The sequence below is a fragment of the Mycolicibacterium chitae genome (assembly GCF_900637205.1).
GTDB lineage: Bacteria > Actinomycetota > Actinomycetes > Mycobacteriales > Mycobacteriaceae > Mycobacterium > Mycobacterium chitae.
In genome coordinates this window covers 2,809,695-2,826,703 of the sequence record NZ_LR134355.1, presented here as the reverse complement: position 1 = coordinate 2,826,703, position 17,009 = coordinate 2,809,695, and the positions used below count along the sequence as shown (strand labels likewise).

Here is a 17,009-nt window from a genome sequence, read left to right as displayed (position 1 = left end):
GGGTGGCGCCCGATCGGCCGGTCTCGACGTTGCTGCGCTGGTGCGCCGCCGCAGTGGGTTGGGCGGGGATGTCGGCGGCCGTGCTGGGGATTTCGGCGCATTCGATCGGGACCGTGAGCACCACGATGACGTTGATCGCCTCGTTCACCCCGCTCGCGGTACTGGCCGGTGTCCTCGCGGTGCCGGCGCTGCTGGTGGCGCGGCAGCGGGTGGCCGTGGTGCTGGCGGCCGTGGTTGCGGTGGCCGGGATATGGTCGCAGCTACCGCAATTCATCAGTGCTGACCCCGCGACGCAGGCGGACGGATCGGTGACGGTCCGGCTCATGCAGGCGAACATCTGGCTGGGACGGGCCGACCTGGAAGCGCTGACCCGAACCGCTACGGCCAACGACGTCGACGTGCTGACCGTCATCGAACTGACACCGGAGGCGGTGCACCGACTGACCGAGACGGGCCTGACCGACGCGCTGCCGTACTCGGTGCTGTATCCGCGCAAAGGCGGTGGGGGCGCGGGGATCTTCTCGCGCTTCCCGCTGCGCGACGGCGCGGTGCTCGACGGGTTTGCGCTGAACAACATCAAGGCCGTCGCCGACATCCCGGACCTCGAACCCCTCGTCGTCTACGCCCTGCATCCGCTACCCCCGTATCCGGAGCCGGCGTGGAAGTGGGCCTATGAATTGCGCCGACTCCGGGGCGCGTTGGCCGAGGATCCGCGCCCGCTGGTGGTCGGCGCCGATTTCAACTCCACCTACGACCACCGCCAGTTCCGGGATCTGTTGGCCAACTCCGCCGTCGAGGGCGCCGGCCCGCTGCTGGACGCCGCGAATTTCCTCGGCAAGGGGATGGTCGGAACCTATCCGGCCGGCCGCCGCTACCCCGCGGTGCTGGCCATCGACAAGGTCCTCACCCGCGGCGGTACCCCGACGGACCTGCGCCGGATCGATCTGCCGGGTTCAGATCATCACGGTGTTGTCGGCGACATCCGGTTCGACACGTCCTCGTGAGCCCGGCCGGCGTCGTAGTCGGCCATGAAGCCGGCCACAGCGGAGGCATACGGTTCCCGCAGAATCGAATTGTGGTCACACGACAGCGTTTCCGTACGCAGATCACCGGTCAGTAGCCGGCTCCACAGCGCTGGATTGGCGGGGTTCAGGCAGCTGAGGAGTAGCAGGGCGCGACCGCTCCACGGTTGTGGGCGGTGCAGTCGGCCGACCCGGACGCCGACCTCCTCCAGGGCCTGCGCCTGCCGCTGGCCGTTGTACTGGACCAGCCCGGCCGTCGGGATCAGGATCCGCCGTCGCCAGAGTTCCCGACGGCTCTGCAGGTGCTCGGCCGCCGGTGCCGCAGCGCGCGCAGCCAGCGCCGGGTTCTCCCGGCGTGCGGCACGGACCACCGCGGGCGGCATGAACGGATCCAAAAGCGTGACCAGTTCTACGGTTTCGCCCTCGCGTTCGAGTTGCCGGGCGATGTCGAGGGCGATGTAGCAGCCCAGCGAGTGACCAACCAGACGATAGGGACCGCTCGGCTGCAGCCGGCGCAGATCGGTCAGGTGCCGGCGGGCCGCGCGGGCCACGGACCAGTCCGGCAACCCGCGGTTCTCCAACCCGTGCGGAATGAACGCGTACACCGCGGTCGCCGGGTCGATCCGATCGGCCAGCGGGACAAAGGACAGTGCCGAGGCGCCGGCGCCGGTGAAACAGAACAGCACGGGCCCGTCACGCCGGCCGGCGTCCAGCGCGCGCAGGGGCACGGTGGTGGGCGCCAGCGTCCTGCGGTGCTCAGGGAGCTGTGCCGAGGTTCGGTCGGTGACGGTGGTGGTGAACTGCGCCAGGGTGGGGGCACTGGCCAGGTCCGCATGCGAGAGGCGCACGCTGTGGGTGTCGCCGACCCGACTGAGCATGTCGGTGACGGCCAGCGAATCGCCGCCGAGGGCATAGAAGCTCTCGGTGCGCCCGACCTCCGCGAGTTGCAGTACCTCGCACCAGATCTCGGCGATCGTCGTCTCCAGGCCGCCGCGGGGTGGTTCCGAGACGGCCCGGGTCGGCACCGGCAGCGCCTGCCGGTCGACCTTGCCCCGTTCGGTGCGGGGGAGTTCCGACAGGATCATCAGGTCGGCCGGGACCATCCAGGCCGGCAGGTCGTGGTGCAACCGGGTGCGGATCTCGGCGATCGAGGGCGTTCGCGCGTCGGGCCGGGCGACCAGATAGGCCGCCAGCCGCGGGTCGGCGGCTTCGACTGCACCGGGCCGCGGGCTGAGCACCACGACGGCCTCGCGCACCTCCGGGTAACTCAGCAACACCGCCTCGATCTCGGCGGGCTCGACCAGGTAGCCGCGCACCTTGACCGCGGTGTCGGCCCGGCCGAGCAGAATCAGGTTCCCGTCGGAGTCCAGGCGGCCGACGTCGCCGCCGATGAACGATCGGGTGCCGTCGGCATTGCACAGAAAGCGGCTCGAGGACGCTTCGGGTTCCAGGTAGCCCAGCGCCAGGTAGCGCGAACTCACCGTGACCGCCCCGGTGTCATCGACGTCGATCCTCTTGTGCGGTGAGGCGGTTCCGGCCGGGATGGCGCCGTCGGGCAGCTCGGCGGCGGGGTCGACGTCGTAGGTCGCGATGGAACTGGCCTCCGAGGAACCCACCCAGTTGGTGAACACCGCGCGAGGCGCCAGACCCCGGGAGCACTCCACGTGTCGGGCGTAGGCCGCTTCTCCCGTGGTCACCACCCGCGACAGACTCGGCAGTTGATCCCCGTGCGCGGCGGTTGCCAGCGCTTCGAGGAACGCGGGGGTCGCCACCATGATCTCGGCACCGCTTTCTCCGATGCGTTCGAAGGCGGCGCGGGCGTGTTCGCGCCGGGAGTCGATGGCGATCACCTCGGCGCCGTTGAGCAGCGAGCCGATCAGCACATTGAGTCCCGCCCCGAAGCTGATCGGCATGCACAGCGCCACCCGGCGTCCCGGTCGGATACCAAAGCGGGTGCTCATGAGCTGCGCGTCGCACAACCACATGCCGTTGCCGTGCAGGACCGCCTTCGGAACCCCGGACGAGCCCGAGGTGAACTGGATGCTGGTCACGTCGTCCCGGCCGGCCGTCGGCGGTGGGGCGTCGATGTCGCCGCCGACCGTGTCGGCGACGGTGGTCTCGACGCGGCAGGTCGGCGCCAGCGCCGCGGCGAGGTCGCCGTGCGGGTCGTCGGTCAGCAGCAGGTCGGCGCACCGGCCATTGCGGGTCAGAATCTCGACGATGGTCTGCACTCGCGGCACCGGCAGTCCGGGGTCGAGGGCAACGAGCACGGTGGTCGAGCTGAACGTCCCGAGGACGGCTCCCACGGTCGCCGGCGACAGACCGGCCGAAAGCAGTACCACCTGATTGTCGTTGGCCGTCGACATCCGTGCCGCCCAGAAGCGGGCGGCGGCGGAAAGGTCACGGTAAGTGATCGCGTCGGCGGCGGTGCGCACCGCGATGCGGTCGGGCTGATCCTGCACCACGGCGGCGAATTGCGCTGCCACCGAGTCGAACTGCAGCGGGCTGTCGGTGTATTGCGGCGTCGTGGCCGTGGAGTCATCGGCGGTTTCGGTCGGGGTGGAACTGCGCAGCGCACGCCGGACGTGTCGGAAGGTCGGCACCGCGACGATGGCGACGGAGATCAACTCGGCGCTCAGATAGGCGTATCCGACGGCGTCGATGCCCCAGATCGGTGTGGTGTAGGCGACCCCGCAGATGATCAGGATGGCGCCGAACAACTGGACGGTGACCGCCAGTCTGAGGCGGCGGCGCAGCCGAGCCATGGCGGTATAGATGCTCAGCACCGCCAGCATCGGCAGCGTCAGCGCCATCAGGCGGATCAACCGTCCGCCCTCTTCGGCGTACTCCGGACCCATGATGGACAGCACCGTGGGACCGGCCACGAACAGACCCGCGCTGCCGAGGATCCCTGCGGCCGAACACATCACGGTGAATCGCAAGGTACAGGCGCGCAGGTCTGCCCCGGGTGCCGAGGCGGTGGCGATGAAGGGAGCGGCGGTCGCGCCGAGCAGCACACCGAGGGTGCTGACCAGCAGCCAGCACATCGAGAAGTAGGCGTTCATCTCGGTGCCCAGCCGGGAGACGATGATCAGCGGCACCACCAGCGGGACCACCACCAGGACGGCATTGATGGCACAGGAACTCGCGAAGAACTGGAAAAGCGACGAGCGCGGTGGCAGATCGGGGTCGCCGTCATGGCGGCGGCTGACGGGCGTGATCACCCGCAGGCCCACCACGATCGCGATCACAGCCGCCGGCAGCATCCAGGACCATACAATTGCTGAGCCGGTGGCGAGCGGGATCAGCGCCGCCACGGCGATCAGTTTGATGACCGACTGGCTGACGTTCTTGGTCAGGATCACGCGGGTGCGGCCCAGTCCGATCAGGATCTGATCCTGCAACGCAAAGAGCGCCAGAATCCCGACGAAACCGGGGAACAGCAGCATTTCGACGGCGTCGGGAAAGAGCTGCTCGCGCGGGCCCAGCACAAGAAATACGGCGCCGAACAGCATGGCCGTCGTGACGACCACGGCAATCCCGGAGCGAACGTAACGTCGTGAATCCCGGCCGGCTACGGGCAGGAACCGCTCGTAGAGGCTGCCGAGGCTCAGCGTGGCCAGGGTGGCCGTCGTGGCCGCGGAGGTGATGATGGCCGACGCCCGGCCGACCTCAGCGGTGCTGTAGCCGCGCGCGGCCACCGTCCAGAAGACGAATCCCAGCACACCGGTCGCGGCGCTGGAGGCGATGACCGCCATGATGTCGATCCCGAGCGCCCGTCCCCGCAGCCAGGACCGCCGCCCCGTCGTGGATCCGAGCTCAGCGTTCGTCACAGAACTCAGTGATGGGCAGTCCGACGTGGCGTGATTCGGTGGGGACGTAGCCGAGGAGGTGGTCGCCGGTTTTGAGTTCGGTGACGTTGTTGACGGTGCCGCCGGGTCCGAGGAGTCGGACGTGCCAGTCGTCTTGGGTGATGACGTTGATGGTGGCTCCGTCGGGGGTGGTGGCGGTGATGGAGAGTAGGGGGCGGCGTTCGATTTTGACTCGGCCGATGCGGACTTCGCGGGCGGTGCCGTCGCTGCGGATGGCGAGGATGGGTTGTCCGGCGCGGAGTTCGGAGACGTAGCGGGTGCGGTTGTCGGGCATCAGGACGTAGGAGTGCACGGCGCCGGCGTTCCAGCGGAAGGGGCGGGTGGGCATGTAGGGCAGGGGGTGGGTTTCGCTGCAGGACAGGAACATTCCGCTGGCGAAGGAGCCGATGAGGCAGCCTTCGTCGGTTTCGAGTAGTGAGCAGGTGTCGATGCAGGCGCGGTCGCCCATGCCGATGTGTTCGATTCCGGTGACGGTGAGTTCGACCAGGGGGATGGTGTGGTGGCGGTGGGTGACGACTTGGGCGAGGGTGGCGACGTCGTCGGGGCTGGTGGGGGTCAGGAGGAGGCCGTCGGAGCCGTGTTCGAGGACGAGTTTGACGATTTCGGCGTCGGTGATGTCGTTGACGACGGTGACGGTGTGTCCGCCGGAGTTTTCGGCGGCGGCGATGACGATTTCGAGGGGGATCTTGGTGGGGTCGGTGAAGGTCAGGACGGTCCAGGGGGTGCTGCGGACGGCGTTGCAGGCTGTCTGCAGGGTGGTGGCGTCGGAGACGATGAGTTCGGTTCCCCATTGGGACTGGCCCGATGGGGGGTTGGTGTTGTGGTTGGTGCTGGTGGACAAGACGATGTCGACGGTGAGGTCGGTCAGTTCGTCGGGTTGGTGGTCGGCGGTGACGGCCAGGATGCGGCGGATGGTCGGGGGGAGGTCGCTGAGCAGGACCAGGTCGTCGGAGACGATGCCGTCGATGCGGTGGTGGATGGCCGCCTGCAGCACCGCATCCCGCAGATCGCCGGAAACACCACGCAAGTCGATCCAGGCGAAATGCTCTACCCGCCGGCCCTCGCCGTTGCCTACGGCGGGAGTGATGTTGTCGGTCACGATATCGGATACGTCGCTCATGAACTGGGTCCTCTTAGATGATGAAAGTTGGTCATTGTCAGTCTGTTTCGAATCTCTGCGCGGCGCCGGCGAATCACGGCGCTGGGCCCTCGAGGGGCGACCAACAGCCTTCCGAGCCTAACCCACACGACGGCGGAGAACTGCTGCAGGTGCAGGTGTTGTGCCGGGTGCGTACCGCCACGACGCTGGCCGCAGGGGAGTCGCCGGATCGGAAGTCCATCAGCTACCCCCGATCCCGAGCGCGTCGTTCTGCTCGGGCGCGACCCAGTTCCACCATTCCTCGCCGGAGCCGGCATGGAGGTAGATGACGGTTTCCCCGTCGCGGTACACGGCCTCCCACTTCGGGGAGGCGTCCAGGTACTCCCGGAACTCGGCCACCCCTTCGGGCCGGTATCGACGGTAATACTCGATGGCCCGCTGCGACTGCTCGCTGAAGATCATGTAGGTGTCGAAAGGATGCTGCTCGACATTCCACTCCAGGTCGCCCAACTGTTCCCGGGTCGGGAATTTCGCCCGGTCCCTACCCAGGTCCATACTGATCGGCTTGTCGAAGTCCGGGAACTTCAACGTCTGCTCGGCATAGGGTGCGCCGATCCGGGCGGGCATACCGCTGGGATGCATCATCATGATGCGGGTCCCGGGTCGAGCGTCGGCGGTGATTTGCTCCATGAGCGCGATCTGGTGCTTGGTTTCGTAGACGAAGGGCCACAGCGCCACAAAGGAATTCAGACTGGCCAGCGAGATCACGGCCATCCCTAAGGTTGCGGCGACGGCAGGTAGCGCGATGCGGCCCCGCGCCGGCCGCTCGAGCGCCCACACCAGCAGGGGAGCGATGAGGAATCCCAAGCCCAACAGGCTGTACAGGTAGACCCGGAAGATGGCCTCGCCGCCGTAGCTCATGCCGAGGAGCATCAGCAGGGGACAGAACGCCAGGATGGCTGAAACCAGCACCGGCCGACCATTTCTGCGCAGCCACCAGGCGGCTCCGAGCGCGATCAGGAACACTGCCGCCGACACCGAACGACACACCGCGGAGGTGAACCAACTCGCCGGGGTGCCGACCGCGTCGCCCAGATTGCTCTCGGCGTTCTTGACGGGACTGGTGCCGGAGAGCAATCCGTACGGGGCCACCGCTTCCAGATTCATCAGCAGGTATCCGCCGGCAACGGCGGCCATCACCAGCAGGATCCACCACGGTCGGACCCGCTTGGCGATCATGAGCAAGGCGGTGACCAGCAGCAGCCAGTACGGCGTCAACTGATGGGTGGGCACGATGGCCACGAACGGAAGGATGGCAAGGATCCCGGCCGTTCGATGCTCGCGGGATCTGATGAGGAGCGTCAGCAGTCCGATCGCCATCACCAGGGCCCAGGACTGCGGCGAGAAGTAGTCCTGGCCGACCCAGTTCACGATCTCGATGACGAAGGCGGCGGCTATTGCCACCAGGGGACTGAATCCGAAGGCCCGTGCCGCGCTGTAGACGACCACCGAGATCAGGATGTGAATGACCGGCGTCCAGACGTGCGCGAGGGTCGTCGGATCGAGGCCGGTGACATCGCAGAACCAGGTCATGGCGACGAAGAAGGACGGCCACTTGGTATAGATGTCGGTTCCGGGCGGCATGATCAGACCGTGCTGCTGGATGTAGTCCACCACCGCGATGTGCTTGTACGTCCAGTCATAGAGCGGTATTTCGGTCGCGACGAAGGTGGTGACGCGGGAGACCGTGATCGCGCTGCCAAGTGCGAACACTGCCGCGGCCAGTTGACGGGCGCGGATGGCCAAGGCGAAGGACACCGTCGTCAGCATGATGGCGACACCGATCAACGGTCCGGTTCCGGAGAACAGCAGGCCGTAGAGGCTGGCATCGACGCCGGGTAGGCCCGGCACACTGACGGCCCAGACCGTCAGCGCGATGATGCTCAGCACGAGCGAGGAATTCAGCCGTACCGCAGGTACTTTGACCGTGCTGCGCAGCGACTCCATGGTGGGCACGCCCGGCCAGCCGTTGCGGTGGTACCACAGTCCGCTGCTGCCCAGGACTGCGACGACGCCGACCACGAGGATCCCGTGGGGATCCCACCGGTAGGACCACATGGCGCCCACGGTCACGAGCGTCACCGCGGACATACCCAAGGCGAGGGTCACCCCAGCGCGGCCGCGGACGGGGACGCTGACCCAGCTCAGGATCGCCGCACCGGGCGCGACGGCGATGAAACCGGCCAGCAGCAGAGCGCTCAGCCACGGCGGCAACGGGATCAAGGCGAACAGACCCAGAACCGCTCCGACGGCGGCGAGGTCGGCGGGTCGACCCGAGACCCGTAGGCGTGGCTGATCGGCAACGGCCGGCACGTGCACCACGTCGGTGCTCGGTTCGACGGGAGTGCTCAGTGCTGGTTGGGTACTGGCTAGTTGGATGCTGGTGCTCATCACGCCCGGTTCAGGGATGAGTGCGCAGCGCCGGCGGTAGCGGCGAGCGGAACAGGGCGGCGGCCCTGGCGCCGCCCGCGCCACAGCGCCCACGGGCCGCCCAGTACGGAGAAGATCTCGGTAGCGCCTACTCGACGGGGGACCATGCCGTTGAACTCGCTCTTGGGCGCAGCGATCGCACCGTAGGCAAGCCCGCGATCCGCGGTGTCGCGCAGTCGCCGGCGAGCGACCGTGAAGGCAAGGCGGCGACCGTCGCGGTCGAGCATCACCTTTGTGGCCCAGGCGCCGAAACCCACGCCGTAGCCCGTGGCCTGCTCCAACAGGGTCGACGCTTCAGCACGGTGTCGATGCCAGACGATCGCCGCGGGATCGTTGACCAAGACGCGGCCGGCCATGACGAGTCGATAGAACATATCGATGTCCTCACCGCCCCGGGTCGGCGAGCCGGCCCCCAACGCCTCGTCGAATCCGCCCATCTCGATGGCCTCGGCCCGTTTGATCGCGAAGTTCGCGCCGGTTCCGTAGCGACCCACCTGAAAGGGGAACAGCGGGACGCCCGCGGGCTGGTCGTCCATCGAGAAACGGGTGGGCACCAGTGTGGATGCCCACGACACGCGTTGGTCGAAATAGGCTTGGGCCGCGGTCCGGAGTTCACCGCTGGGGACCAGGCCGCAGATGCACGCAGCGTCCGGGTTCCGGGCGAATCCTCTGGCGAGAGCGCGTAACCAGTGGGGGTCTACGACCACATCGTCGTCGGTGAAAGCCACGATCTCGTGGCGGGCGGCGCCGACTCCCGTGTTGCGAGCGTTGGACAGCCCCGGCTTGGGTTCGACGACGCGGCGCACCCGCGGGTCGGCGAGCTCGGCGATCACCCGTGCGGTCTTGTCGTCGGGCGGCGCATTGTCCACGACCACCACCTCGAACTCCGGGTAATCCAGCGCGGTGATCGAGGCCAGCGCATGGGCCAGGTCCTGCGGGCGATCCCGGGTGCACACGACCACCGAAATAGGCAGCGCCACAGCGGGATCAGACTTTTCCCGGGTAGTAGGTTCAGTGGGTATCGGCAGCGTGACGGTGCCGTCGACGATCTCGGCCTCGACGAAGTCGAGCAGATCCAGGTCGTCGCGCAACAGGACGCGCGCCTTCCGGTAGTGATCGGCGCCGACGGGGCGCACCTCCACCTGGCCGCGGGCCCGGTCGTCGGCAGTGACCTCGAGCCAGCCGACCCAGCGCGCGTGGGGGCTGCCGTCGGGCGCACCGTTGCTGGGCATCGCCGCTGCAAGTTCGCGGATCATCAGATATTCCTCACTCGTACCCAGTCAACGAGCATCGTGACCGGAAATGGGGTGGTGTCGTCCGCCTGCCCGGGCCATTCGCCACCGACGGCAAGGTTCAACAACAGAAAGAACGGCTGGTCGAACACCCAACTCGTGCCGGGTTCCAGGTTGTACTCGGTGATGGTGACCAGGGTGACGTCGTCGACACCGGTGACTATCCGCCCGGGCGTGCGTTCCACCCAGTAGGTACGAAATTCGCCGGCGAGCGGGAACGGGACCGGGCCGCTGCCCGAGATCTGTTGTCCGCGTTCCGATCCGGTCTGCGGCGCGTGCACACCCGTGTGGTACTCGGTGGCGTCGTTCAGCGTCTCGATGACGTCGATCTCCCCGGCAGCCGGCCAGCCGACCTCGTCGATGTTGGCGCCGAGCAACCAGAATGCGGGATGCAGGCCGGTGCCCGCCGGCAGCGCGATGCGCGCCTCGGCCCGCCCTCGGGTGAATTCGAAGGAATCCTGGGTGAACAGCCGCGCCGAAGTGATGACTCCGGCCGCGTCGCGGCGCGCGGTGATGGCCAGGTGGCCGTCGCCGTCGAGGCCGACATTCGCCGGATCGTCGGTGTACTCCTGCATCTCCTGGTTGCCCCAACCGCCGCCACCGATCGCGAACTGCCAGGGGCCGTCCGGCAGGGGGCCCGCCGGTCCGTCGAACTCTTCGGCGAACACAAAGCTGTCCCGGGCATCGTCGGCGTGGCCGACGAGCGATGGTAGGACGCAACCCGCGGCCAACAACACGGTGGCGATCACGGCGAGCCGGGCATACGGCCGTCGCCAGGGTCCCCGAGCCCGAATCATGGTTCGGCTGCTTCGAGTTCGGCCGGCGACTCCGGAATGGTCACCTCTGTTCGAGCGTGCCGACCCGAGACACCCAACACGATCGCCGCGATGAGGACCGAGTAGACCGCCACGCGTTCAGTGCCGCCGGAACCGAGGAGGGTCACGAAATGCCCGGTGTAGGCAAAGCGGGCGATGATGCCGAGCAGTCCGACCACCGCGGCGAACAGCTTGGCGGAGGCGGGAAGTCGAGTGGTGTTGGAAGCACCGATCAGCAGCATCGCGATGGGGCCCAGCACAGTGAACACCGCAAGGCCGGTGGCATACGTCGGATAGCTCACCTGTTCGGTGAATATCCCGGAGACTGCGAAGCCCGCGCCGGCGGCCGCCAGCAGCACGCCGTGGGTGGCCGCGACCGACCGAGCGGCCATCCAGGACAGCGCGAGAGTGATGATCGCGAGTCCGGTGAGCACTGTGGCGATGTTGAGAACTGGGTACAGGGCGCTGCACGGCCAGGTTCCCTCGGTTCCGCAGAACGCCACGCCCAGGGGGCCGATCCGGTCCTCCCGATAGCTGTAGTGGCCGCGCCAGGTTGCCGAGACGACCCATTCGGCCGCGAAAAAGCACAGGGTTGTCAGCGCGGCCACCAGCGCGGTTCGCGGGCCTGCCAATGCCGTCAGGATCCTGGTCATCGAACGTGATCCTGACGTGCCGTGCCGACCGCGACCACCCGGGTTCTTCCGAGCAGTGCTGCCTGCACCAGGCCGAGCGCGAAACCCGCACAGGTGAGCGCGAATCCGCCGACGAGGGCGGCGGCTCGGGCCGGATTGCCTCGGGCATGCCACAGTCCCGAGGTGAGGATCTTGGTGGTGTAGCTGCGTTCACTCGACAGGGCGTCGCGCTGGCCGGCCATCCGGGTGAGGATGGATTTGGAGCGGCCCTCCTGGAAGCAGCGTCGGGTGAAGTACTTGACGGTCGCACGGTTGGCGGGGACGTAGTGACTGACCCGGAATCCGGTGTTTCGGACGATCCGGTGGTCGGGAAACTCCCGTTGCAGGCGAACACCCATGTGGGTCTCCTCGCATCCGGTGGGAAACGCACCGTACCGGCCGAGGTCGCTGGAGAACCCGTTGATCTGGTGCAGGGCCTCGCGCCGGACCGCCATGGCGGCTCCGATCGGGTTGCGGAGCGCGCCGCCGTGATCGGGCAGCCCCCGGTAGTCGCAGCCGACGACCCAGCCGAACTCCGCGGGGAACCAAGCCGGTGCCGCGCCGTTCTCCCAGTTGCCGTCGATGGCGCCACCGATCGAAACCACCGATTCGTCGGCGAAGGCGGCCCGGACCGCGGCAAGTGCGCCTGGCTGCAGCGCTGCGTCATCGTCGATGAACACGACGACCTCCTGGTCGGCGAGCTGGGTACCGGTATTTCGAGCACCGGAGACCCCTTGCTCGAAGACGTTGTTGGACAGAATGACCCGGTCGCCGAAGACGGCGGCGAGATCGGCCTGGAGCTCGTCATTGTGGTCGACCACCACGATCACCTTCTCGCCGGGTGCCGTTTGGGCCAGCGCCGACTCCGCAGCCTTGATCAGCTGCTCCCGGCGGGCAAACGTGAAGCAGCACAGCACGAAGCTCAGTCCGACGTGGCGTGATTCGGTGGGGACGTAGCCGAGGAGGTGGTCGCCGGTTTTGAGTTCGGTGACGTTGTTGACGGTGCCGCCGGGTCCGAGGAGTCGGACGTGCCAGTCGTCTTGGGTGATGACGTTGATGGTGGCTCCGTCGGGGGTGGTGGCGGTGATGGAGAGTAGGGGGCGGCGTTCGATTTTGACTCGGCCGATGCGGACTTCGCGGGCGGTGCCGTCGCTGCGGATGGCGAGGATGGGTTGTCCGGCGCGGAGTTCGGAGACGTAGCGGGTGCGGTTGTCGGGCATCAGGACGTAGGAGTGCACGGCGCCGGCGTTCCAGCGGAAGGGGCGGGTGGGCATGTAGGGCAGGGGGTGGGTTTCGCTGCAGGACAGGAACATTCCGCTGGCGAAGGAGCCGATGAGGCAGCCTTCGTCGGTTTCGAGTAGTGAGCAGGTGTCGATGCAGGCGCGGTCGCCCATGCCGATGTGTTCGATTCCGGTGACGGTGAGTTCGACCAGGGGGATGGTGTGGTGGCGGTGGGTGACGACTTGGGCGAGGGTGGCGACGTCGTCGGGGCTGGTGGGGGTCAGGAGGAGGCCGTCGGAGCCGTGTTCGAGGACGAGTTTGACGATTTCGGCGTCGGTGATGTCGTTGACGACGGTGACGGTGTGTCCGCCGGAGTTTTCGGCGGCGGCGATGACGATTTCGAGGGGGATCTTGGTGGGGTCGGTGAAGGTCAGGACGGTCCAGGGGGTGCTGCGGACGGCGTTGCAGGCTGTCTGCAGGGTGGTGGCGTCGGAGACGATGAGTTCGGTTCCCCATTGGGACTGGCCCGATGGGGGGTTGGTGTTGTGGTTGGTGCTGGTGGACAAGACGATGTCGACGGTGAGGTCGGTCAGTTCGTCGGGTTGGTGGTCGGCGGTGACGGCCAGGATGCGGCGGATGGTCGGGGGGAGGTCGCTGAGCAGGACCAGGTCGTCGGAGACGATGCCGTCGATGCGGTGGTGGATGGCCGCCTGCAGCACCGCATCCCGCAGATCGCCGGAAACACCACGCAAGTCGATCCAGGCGAAATGCTCTACCCGCCGGGCATTTCCACTGCGGTCGGCGGTGGCCACCGGCGTGATGCTGTCGGTGACGACGGAAGAAAGGTCTGGCACAGGTTGGGTTTCCTCGCGTGGTGCGGATCGATGAGATCAGGCGGATTCGAGCGTCGGACTCAACGCTCGGGACGCCGCGGGCCGTCCGCTGTGCAGGCGGCGGGAAAGCTCGGCGGCGACCCGTTGGGGCTCGTCGGCCCCGAAGATGAGGCGCCCGAAACTCAGTCCGGCCACGTTGGATTCGGCGACCTCGCCGCCGAACGCGATGGCGGATTCATCGCCGGAGTCGGACGGGCCGCCTGCGACGAGGACGGGCAGGGGACAGGAGTGCACGACGTCGTTCATCGCGCTGCGGTTGCCCGCGTAGTCCAATTTGACCAGATCGGCGCCGAGGTCGGTGGCGATCGCCGCCAGGTGCGACAGGGTGTCCACCAATTCCACCGGGGAACCGATGTTCGGCCCGCGTGCGTACATCATGGCCAGCAGTGGGATGCCGAGCATGTCGCAGGCCGACGATACGGCGCCGAGGTCGGCCAATTGTGCCGACTCCGTGGGTGAACCGACGTTGACGTGGACGCTGACCGCATCGGCGCCCAGCCGGAGGCACTCTTCGACGGTCCCGACCAGCACCTTGCCGGTCCGGTCCAGTGCCAGATCCGTTCCGGCCGACAGGTGGATGATCAACCCCATGTCGGTGAAGTGGATCGGGTTGATCGACCGTGCCCGACCCTTGTGTACGACAATCGCGTCGGCGCCGGCGGCCGCCAGCATCTCCGCCGTGCGGTCCGCGTGGTCGGCTTTGCCGAGCGGGCCCATGGTCACCGAGTGGTCCATCGGTACCACCAGGGCACGCCGCGAATGCGGATTGAAGATGCGGGACAAGCGAATCCGCTTGCCGCTATCGCCACGTCGACGCCAACCGTGGTTGTCGAACATGGTCGCTCCTATCGCAAAGCCTTCGGTTGACAGTTAGGTAATGCTAGCCTGAAAAAATCCTGAGAAGGGGGCTACGTCCGCGTCTCGGCTCGCCACGGGGTGGGGAACGGCAACCCGAAATACACCTCGCCCAGGGCATCCTGCTCTGCGTCCGAAGACGCCCAGCGCCGCAACTGTGCGCGTCGCAGTTCGTACTCCATGGGGTCATCGCTGAGACGGTGCAGAACCGAGGTCAGCTTCGCCGAAAAGTTCTGTGCCTGCCACACTCTCGGTAAGGCAGTGGCACTGTAGGCGTCCAGGAACTCGCTGTTCCCGGTGCAGTAGTACGCGCCGAGTGCGTGGGACAGCACGCATGCGTCCGACAGTGCGAGGTTGAGTCCCTTGGCCCCGGTGGGCGGCACGATGTGGGCGGCGTCGCCGAGCAGGAACAGTGATCCGTATTGCATCGGCGCGGTGACCTCGCTGCGCAGCAGGGCGATGCTGCGGTCGAAGATCTCTCCGGTTTCCAGCGGCGGGTGGTCGTCAGATTCACTGCGGCGCAGCAGTTCTTGCCAGATCCGCTCGTCCGGCCAATCCTGCAGTTCGGTGTGGGCCGGTACCTGGAGGTACTGCCGGGTGATGCGCGGTCCGCGCATGCTGTGTACCGAAAGCCCGTCGGGGTGAGCGCAATACATGCCTTCGGCGGTGACCGGGGCGGTGTGCGCGAGGATCCCCAGCCATGCCACCGGATAGCTGCGGACGAATCGGGCCAGCGCGCCGGCCGGCGGCAGAGTCCGGCATATCCCCTGGCTGCCGTCACAGCCGGCGACGAAATCAGCATCGATGCGGTGAGTTTGCTGGCCATCGGAGAAGGTGACGACAGGTCGGTCCGTGTCGATGCCGGTGACCGATACCTCATCGGCACCGAAGATCAATGGTTGTCCTGCAGATATGCGGGCCTCGATGAGGTCATGGACGACCTCGGCTTGACCGTATACATAACTGTGTCGACCCGATCGCGAATTTAAATTCAAATGGTGGGTTTCGCGATCGAAACGAATGTAGAAGCCGTTGTGGACCAGGGCCCGGTCGTGCAATCGTTCGCCCAGGCCGAGGTCGGTGAGCAGGTCGACGCTGGGCTGTTCCAGGACTCCGGCGCGCACTCGCTGCTCCACGTAATCGCGGGTGCGGCGCTCGACGATGATGCTGTCAATACCCTGAAGGTGCAGCATATGGCCCAGAACGAGGCCCGCGGGCCCGGCACCGACGATGGCAACTTGGCAGCGCACGGTAGACCTGTTCTTCCTGTCGTCGACTGATGATCGGCGGGCGTCAGCCTAGCCGGTAGTTAGGGTAGGGTTACCTTCTTGTGACGCTCATCACCCGGAGTGGGGTAGAGGCAAGCCTGGCCTAAATATATATTACGGTGTCTCAGAACCGTCTCAGGTTTGTCCTTTATGTGAGCCGATGGAATTCGTTGTGTACGGCTCGAGACCACAGGTGTTCTGGTCGCCGACCGAACGAGAAAGAGGCTGAGTTTTCGTGACTGAATTGGTTTCCGAACCTACTGATAGCCGGCCTGAGGAGACCTTTGCTGCACTTGATGCTGGCGAACGTAGCCCGAGTCGGCCGGACGGCAATGCGAAGGGCGGCGGGGGAGCCGACAAGCCGAAGGTCACGGTGGTCATCCCCGCGCTGAACGAAGCGCTGAACCTTCCCTACGTCGCCGAGCGCATGCCCCCGGTCGATCAGATCGTAGTGGTGGACGGGGGATCCGACGATGACACGCTGGCGGTGGCCCGGAAGCTTTGGCCGGACGCTACCGTGATCAGCCAGACTCGTCGAGGCAAGGGTAATGCGCTGGCCTGCGGATTCGAGGAGGTCCGCGGGGACATCGTGGTGATGATCGACGCCGATGGTTCCACCGATCCCGCCGAAATCCCGTTGTTTGTCGAGGCATTGACCGAAGGTGCCGACCTCGCCAAGGGCAGCAGATTCGTGCGTGACGGCGGTAGCGACGACATCACCGCGTTCCGCCGGCTGGGTAACTGGGGGTTGAACTGGTTGGTGAACCGGATCTTCCACACCTCCTTCACCGATCTCTGCTATGGCTACAACGCGTTCTGGCGGGCGGTGCTGCCGACCTTGGACCTCCCGCCGACCCACCTTGCCGCGCCGCAGTGGGGTGATGGATTCGAGATCGAGACGGTCATCAACGTTCGGATCGCCCGTAGTGGCCTGAGTATTCGCGAGGTTGGAAGCTTTGAGCGCGAGCGGATTCATGGGCGGAGCAACCTGAATGCGGTCAGCGATGGGTGGCGGGTGTTGCGCACGATCAATCGCGAACGTCGCGAGCACAAGGCGGTCAAGGCCCGGATCTCGCTGCGGGACTGAGCCCTTCGTGACCGGAGTGTGAGTATGTGACCAGCGCGTTGTGACCGGAAGCGCCGCCGGCCACAGGGGTAGCCCCCAAAGAGGTCCAAAGTCACTGTAGGGTGCGGTGCGGCGAACTCTGGCAGCAAACTGCAGGACGACATGGCTACCGGGCCGAGTGCCCGAAGTTTGATGCCGAACACCCGTGTTGGAACTACCGAGCGCTGCCGCGCACGTGTGCATGAAAGCGCCTTGTAACCAATTGAATTCAAATTCAAAGCTGATTTCTGTCGGCCCGCGACTGAATGAAGATGTCGTAAAGTCGGGCGTCTGCAGGGTATGCAAATAGAACTTCTATCTTGGCAGATAGCAAACTACGTAGCGCTTGTTTCTGAGAATGGTCTCAGCTAATCTTCAGGCGGCCGTAGGGGCCAACCTTCCCGCA

At 66.5% G+C, this 17,009-nt stretch carries 11 protein-coding genes and 1 pseudogene; 2 read left to right on the top strand and 10 right to left on the bottom strand.

Annotated features, from left to right (window positions below; all coding sequences use genetic code 11):
- Positions 1–2: 2 nt before the first annotated feature.
- Positions 3–1,004: an endonuclease/exonuclease/phosphatase family protein gene (locus EL338_RS13300; RefSeq protein WP_235666135.1), complete on the top strand. Its 1,002-nt coding sequence runs from the start codon at positions 3–5 to the stop codon at positions 1,002–1,004.
- Here EL338_RS13300 and EL338_RS13295 read toward each other — a convergent pair.
- The 10 genes and pseudogenes from EL338_RS13295 to EL338_RS13255 form a co-directional block, all read right to left on the bottom strand.
- On the bottom strand, positions 962–4,855 hold the full coding sequence (locus tag EL338_RS13295) for an alpha/beta fold hydrolase (protein ID WP_235666134.1): 3,894 nt from the start codon (positions 4,853–4,855) through the stop codon (positions 962–964). The two genes, EL338_RS13300 and EL338_RS13295, sit on opposite strands and share 43 nt — an antisense overlap.
- The gene (locus EL338_RS13290; RefSeq protein WP_126334184.1) at positions 4,842–6,014 is read right to left on the bottom strand and encodes a 3-dehydroquinate synthase II family protein; all 1,173 of its coding nucleotides are present in this window, start codon (positions 6,012–6,014) and stop codon (positions 4,842–4,844) included. Before EL338_RS13290 ends, EL338_RS13295 begins: the two co-directional genes overlap by 14 nt.
- 219 nt (positions 6,015–6,233) lie before the next feature.
- The gene (locus EL338_RS13285; protein ID WP_179967202.1) at positions 6,234–8,444 is read right to left on the bottom strand and encodes a phosphatidylglycerol lysyltransferase domain-containing protein; all 2,211 of its coding nucleotides are present in this window, start codon (positions 8,442–8,444) and stop codon (positions 6,234–6,236) included.
- Positions 8,444–9,739: a glycosyltransferase family 2 protein gene (locus EL338_RS13280; RefSeq protein ID WP_235666133.1), complete on the bottom strand. Its 1,296-nt coding sequence runs from the start codon at positions 9,737–9,739 to the stop codon at positions 8,444–8,446. Before EL338_RS13280 ends, EL338_RS13285 begins: the two co-directional genes overlap by 1 nt.
- A complete protein-coding gene (locus tag EL338_RS13275; protein ID WP_126334183.1) occupies positions 9,739–10,572 on the bottom strand; it encodes a glycoside hydrolase family 16 protein in 834 nt (277 codons plus the stop codon). The genes EL338_RS13280 and EL338_RS13275 overlap by 1 nt, the downstream gene beginning before the upstream one ends.
- Positions 10,569–11,243: a hypothetical protein gene (locus EL338_RS13270; RefSeq protein WP_126334182.1), complete on the bottom strand. Its 675-nt coding sequence runs from the start codon at positions 11,241–11,243 to the stop codon at positions 10,569–10,571. Before EL338_RS13270 ends, EL338_RS13275 begins: the two co-directional genes overlap by 4 nt.
- On the bottom strand, positions 11,240–12,178 hold the full coding sequence (locus tag EL338_RS26275; protein ID WP_235666517.1) for a glycosyltransferase family 2 protein: 939 nt from the start codon (positions 12,176–12,178) through the stop codon (positions 11,240–11,242). The genes EL338_RS13270 and EL338_RS26275 overlap by 4 nt, the downstream gene beginning before the upstream one ends.
- A pseudogene (locus tag EL338_RS26340) lies at positions 12,167–13,336 on the bottom strand (3-dehydroquinate synthase II family protein); the annotation flags it as partial. The pseudogene EL338_RS26340 and the gene EL338_RS26275, both read right to left, overlap by 12 nt.
- Positions 13,337–13,372: 36 nt before the next feature.
- Positions 13,373–14,212: a 2-amino-3,7-dideoxy-D-threo-hept-6-ulosonate synthase gene (locus EL338_RS13260; RefSeq protein ID WP_126334180.1), complete on the bottom strand. Its 840-nt coding sequence runs from the start codon at positions 14,210–14,212 to the stop codon at positions 13,373–13,375.
- Positions 14,213–14,283: 71 nt separating this feature from the next.
- Positions 14,284–15,423: a 4-hydroxybenzoate 3-monooxygenase gene (locus EL338_RS13255; RefSeq protein WP_235666132.1), complete on the bottom strand. Its 1,140-nt coding sequence runs from the start codon at positions 15,421–15,423 to the stop codon at positions 14,284–14,286.
- A gap of 310 nt (positions 15,424–15,733) precedes the next feature.
- Here EL338_RS13255 and EL338_RS13250 point away from each other — a divergent pair, with 310 nt between their 5' ends.
- Positions 15,734–16,585 carry a glycosyltransferase family 2 protein gene (locus tag EL338_RS13250; protein WP_235666131.1) on the top strand — a complete coding sequence of 284 codons (852 nt, stop codon included), beginning with the start codon at positions 15,734–15,736 and terminating at the stop codon, positions 16,583–16,585.
- Positions 16,586–17,009 lie beyond the last annotated feature (424 nt).